The sequence below is a fragment of the Neoroseomonas terrae genome (assembly GCF_018129025.1).
Lineage (GTDB): Bacteria > Pseudomonadota > Alphaproteobacteria > Acetobacterales > Acetobacteraceae > Neoroseomonas > Neoroseomonas terrae.
On the sequence record NZ_JAAEDI010000053.1, the window covers coordinates 2,501 to 5,970 of the forward strand.

The window sequence follows — 3,470 nt, forward strand, 5'->3', positions numbered from 1 at the left end:
ATGCTTGGTGCGCTGCCCCTTGGGTGGCGGCACTTCCAAAACCTGTTTCGTTCCGCGGTGGCGGTCCGGGATCCTCGAGAGGGAACCGGATGGCCTGCGGAGCGGCATGTTCTTTCACATGGTGAAGATGATCAGTTGTTGTGTGTGTGAGTGACGCACATCGTTCGGGGCAAGCCTTGACCGCGCCCTGGGGATGCTGCGGGCGCTGCCGCCCGATAATGGTAGTAGTTGCATGGGGCGTGGTTTGGCCCTGTGCGCGGGCGGTGGTGTTGATACGGAGTGAGAGAAGGGCATTCGGTGGATGCCTTGGCGCCAAGAGGCGATGAAGGACGTGGCACGCTGCGAAAAGCCGCGGGGAGATGCGAGCGATCGTTGATCCGCGGATGTCCGAATGGGGAAACCCACCCCTTTGGGGTATCCCAACCTGAATACATAGGGTTGGGAGGCGAACCCGGGGAACTGAAACATCTCAGTACCCGGAGGAAAAGACATCAACAGAGATTCCCCTAGTAGTGGCGAGCGAACGGGGACCAGGCCAGTGGTCTGTCAGAAAGAAGCCGAACAGTCTGGAAAGGCTGGCCGCAGCGGGTGATAGCCCCGTAGGCGTAGTGTTCTGATAGATCCTTGAGTAGGGCGGGGCACGTGAAACCCTGTCTGAACATGGGGGGACCATCCTCCAAGCCTAAATACTCCTTGGCGACCGATAGTGCACAAGTACCGTGAGGGAAAGGTGAAAAGCACCCCGACGAGGGGAGTGAAAGAGACCTGAAACCGGATGCCTACAAGCAGTCGGAGCTCGCAAGAGTGACGGCGTACCTTTTGTATAATGGGTCCGCGAGTTCGTGTTGGCAGCAAGCTTAAGCCGAGAGGTGTAGGCGCAGCGAAAGCGAGTCTGAATAGGGCGCATAGTTGCCGGCATGAGACCCGAAACCTGGTGATCTAGCCATGGACAGGTTGAAGGTGGGGTAACACCCACTGGAGGACCGAACCCACGCCTGTTGAAAAAGTCGGGGATGATCTGTGGTTAGGGGTGAAAGGCCAATCAAACCAGGAAATAGCTGGTTCTCCGCGAAATCTATTGAGGTAGATCGTCCGTCGATCACCGTCGGAGGTAGAGCACCGGAAGGGCTAGGGGGGCCCAAAGCCCTACCAAACCCTACCGAACTCCGAATGCCGATGAGTGCAGGCGGGCAGACAGACAGTGGGTGCTAAGGTCCATTGTCGAGAGGGAAACAACCCAGACCACCAGCTAAGGCCCCCAAATGATGGCTAAGTGGGAAAGCATGTGAGACGGCCAAAACAACCAGGAGGTTGGCTTAGAAGCAGCCATCCTTTAAAGAAAGCGTAATAGCTCACTGGTCTAAACAAGCTGTCTTGCGGCGAAAATGTACCGGGGCTCAAGCCATCTGCCGAAGCTGTGGGTGCACGAAAGTGCGCGGTAGCGGAGCGTTCCGTAGGCCTGCGAAGCGGTACCGGTGACGGGCCGTGGAGGTATCGGAAGTGCGAATGCGGACATGAGTAACGACAAACAGAGTGAGAAACTCTGTCGCCGAAAGTCCAAGGGTTCCTGCGCAAGGTTAATCCGCGCAGGGTGAGCCGGCCCCTAAGGCGAGGGCGAAAGCCGTAGCCGATGGGAACCAGGTGAATATTCCTGGGCCCGCCAGAAGTGACGGCCGTGAAGTTCTGTCATTCCTTATCGGATTGGGGTGGCAGTTGGATCGGTCCGGGAAATAGCTCTGGCATATGGACCGTACCCGAAACCGACACAGGTGGACTGGATGAGTATTCCAAGGCGCTTGAGAGAACCATGCTGAAGGAACTAGGCAAATTGCCCGCGTAAGTTAGCGATAAGCGGGACCCGTCAATGGGCAACCATGGGCGGGTGGCACAGACCAGGGGGTGGCGACTGTTTAGTAAAAACACAGGGCTCTGCGAAATCGAGAGATGACGTATAGGGTCTGACGCCTGCCCGGTGCCGGAAGGTTAAAAGGAGGAGTGCAAGCTCCGAATTGAAGCCCCGGTAAACGGCGGCCGTAACTATAACGGTCCTAAGGTAGCGAAATTCCTTGTCGGGTAAGTTCCGACCTGCACGAATGGCGTAACGACCTCCCCACTGTCTCCAGCATGGGCTCAGTGAAATTGAATTCCCCGTGAAGATGCGGGGTACCCGCGGTCAGACGGAAAGACCCTATGAACCTTTACTGCAGCTTGGCAGTGGCGCCAGGAAGGGACTGTGTAGGATAGGTGGGAGGCTTTGAAGCCGGGGCGCCAGCCTTGGTGGAGCCAACCTTGAAATACCACCCTGTGCCTTTCTGGCGTCTAACCGAACCCCGTCATCCGGGGTCGGGACCCTGCCTGGTGGGCAGTTTGACTGGGGCGGTCGCCTCCCAAAAGGTAACGGAGGCGCGCGATGGTGGGCTCAAGCCGGTCGGACATCGGCTGTTGAGTGCAAAGGCACAAGCCCGCCTGACTGCGAGTGCGACAGCACGAGCAGGGACGAAAGTCGGCCTTAGTGATCCGGTGGTCCCGCATGGAAGGGCCATCGCTCAACGGATAAAAGGTACTCTAGGGATAACAGGCTGATCTCCCCCAAGAGTCCACATCGACGGGGAGGTTTGGCACCTCGATGTCGGCTCATCGCATCCCGGGGCTGGAGCAGGTCCCAAGGGTTCGGCTGTTCGCCGATTAAAGCGGTACGTGAGCTGGGTTTAGAACGTCGTGAGACAGTTCGGTCCCTATCTGCCGTGGGTGTTGGAGACTTGAGAGGATCTTTCCCTAGTACGAGAGGACCGGGAAGGACGCACCTCTGGTGCACCAGTTGTCACGCCAGTGGCATAGCTGGGTAGCCAAGTGCGGAATGGATAACCGCTGAAGGCATCTAAGCGGGAAACCAGCCTCAAGACGAGGTCTCCCTAAGGGCCGTGGTAGACCACCACGTCGATAGGTCGCAGGTGGAAGCTCCGTAAGGAGTGCAGCCGAGCGATCCTAATCACCCGATAGAACTCCATATCCACACACCACCGCATGGGTTGGTCTCCAACCCACCCGCGCACAGCGCCAATCCACGCAACACACGCACCACCTGATCATCACACCATCATCCAGAGGATCCGGCCCGGTGGCCTGGTGGCCATCGCGGGGTTGATACACCCGTTCCCATCCCGAACACGGCCGTGAAACACCCCAGCGCCCATGGTACTGCGTCTTAAGGCGCGGGAGAGTCGGTCGCCGCCAGGCCACCAGGCCGGATCCTCTGGAATACCCACACACCCCCGCGGGGTGGAGCAGCCCGGTAGCTCGTCAGGCTCATAACCTGAAGGTCACAGGTTCAAATCCTGTCCCCGCATCCAGCTCTAATCATAAACCAACGCCTTCCAGACCCCCCCGGCCCACGGCCCGGGGGTTTTGCACTTTGCGCGCACCTCCAACCAAAGCAGCAACGGCCAACACAACTCGCAGAATGCGGGCAA

Annotated in this window: 1 tRNA gene and 2 rRNA genes; all 3 read left to right on the forward strand. The window is 58.5% G+C overall.

From position 1 onward, the window contains the following. Positions 1 to 274 precede the first annotated feature (274 nt). Positions 275 to 3,010: ribosomal RNA gene (locus GXW78_RS27535) — 23S ribosomal RNA — on the forward strand. A 112-nt stretch (positions 3,011 to 3,122) separates the two neighbouring features. Then, positions 3,123 to 3,237, forward strand: a 5S ribosomal RNA gene (gene rrf, locus GXW78_RS27540). 36 nt (positions 3,238 to 3,273) lie between these two features. Then, positions 3,274 to 3,350 (forward strand) — tRNA-Met (locus tag GXW78_RS27545). The last annotated feature ends 120 nt before the right edge of the window (positions 3,351 to 3,470 follow it).